We start from the raw sequence: 1224 nt of genomic DNA on the forward strand, positions 1-1224 counted from the left end.
CGGAAGTGCCCAAAGCCGGTGGGGTAACCTTCGGGAGCCAGCCGTCTAAGGTAAAGTCGATGATTGGGGTGAAGTCGTAACAAGGTAGCCGTATCGGAAGGTGCGGCTGGATCACCTCCTTTCTAGGGAGACATACACCAAGCCGAGAGCTTGGATGTCACTTAGGTCGACACTTTGGCGAGTAAGTAGACGTAGCATAAGCGCTAGCTGTACTTACACACTTATCATTGTTTGGTTTTGAGAGATCTGTAAAGACTCTCAGATGGTTTAATACCATTTACAATTTAATAGATTTCGATGGCTATCTAGGCGCATGAGATGAACGATGTCGCCGCGTAATGGTAATTACGCAAGACAAGTGAAGCGAATGCAACGACGATAGACGCGAAATATATGAATTGTTTGTTCTTTGAAAACTGCATAGAAGATAATTATTATATATTTGTAAGGTCATCTCTTAGAATTTCTAAGTAGGTTGACCCGAGCACATAGGAAATAATTCTCTGACTTAATGGTGACGTACATGAAAATGTACGGCTACAAAAAACGACAATGTATCTAATGCATGTCAATAAAATCTAAAAATAGATTTTCGTCAGAATTTGATGGATAACGAGGCGTGCCAGTGAGGGAATGTCGCCGCGTACTTATGTACGCAAGACAAACCGAACGCAGCACAACGAAGTTAGCCGCAAATTATGGCGTAAAATAAGTAAAGATTTTAAGGGCGTACGGTGGATGCCTTGGCGATATCAGCCGAAGAAGGACGCGGTAAGCTGCGATAAGCTACGGAGAGGTGCAAGCAACCTGTGACCCGTAGATTTCCGAATGGGGGAACCCGGCAGTGGTTATGCACTGTCACCCATAGCTTAGACTATGAGGAGGGCACCTGGGGAACTGAAACATCTAATTACCCAGAGGAACAGTAATCAAACGAGATTTTCTTAGTAGCGGCGAGCGAACGGGAAAGAGGCCAAACCGGAGCGGGCAACCGCACCGGGGTTGAGGACAGTCATCAAGTGTAAATGAGGTAGAAGAATCGAGCTGGAAAGCTCAGCCGTAGAAGGTGAAAGCCCTGTAATCGAAACCTTGCATACATGGGATTGTATCCAGAGTACCACGAGACACGTGAAACCTTGTGGGAAGCAGGGGGGACCACCCTCCAAGCCAAAATACTGATATCGACCGATAGCGCATAGTACCGTGAGGGAAAGGTGAAAAGAA

Annotated in this window: 2 rRNA genes; both read left to right on the top strand. The window is 46.1% G+C overall.

Features of this window, described 5'->3' with window-relative positions:
* Nucleotides 1-122, top strand: a 16S ribosomal RNA gene (locus tag VPHSUH08_RS09510); the annotation flags it as partial.
* A gap of 589 nt (nt 123-711) precedes the next feature.
* Nucleotides 712-1224 (top strand): 23S ribosomal RNA (locus tag VPHSUH08_RS09515); the annotation flags it as partial.

This window comes from Veillonella sp. S13054-11, from assembly GCF_002959795.1.
In the GTDB taxonomy this organism is placed as follows: Bacteria; Bacillota; Negativicutes; order Veillonellales; family Veillonellaceae; genus Veillonella; species Veillonella parvula_E.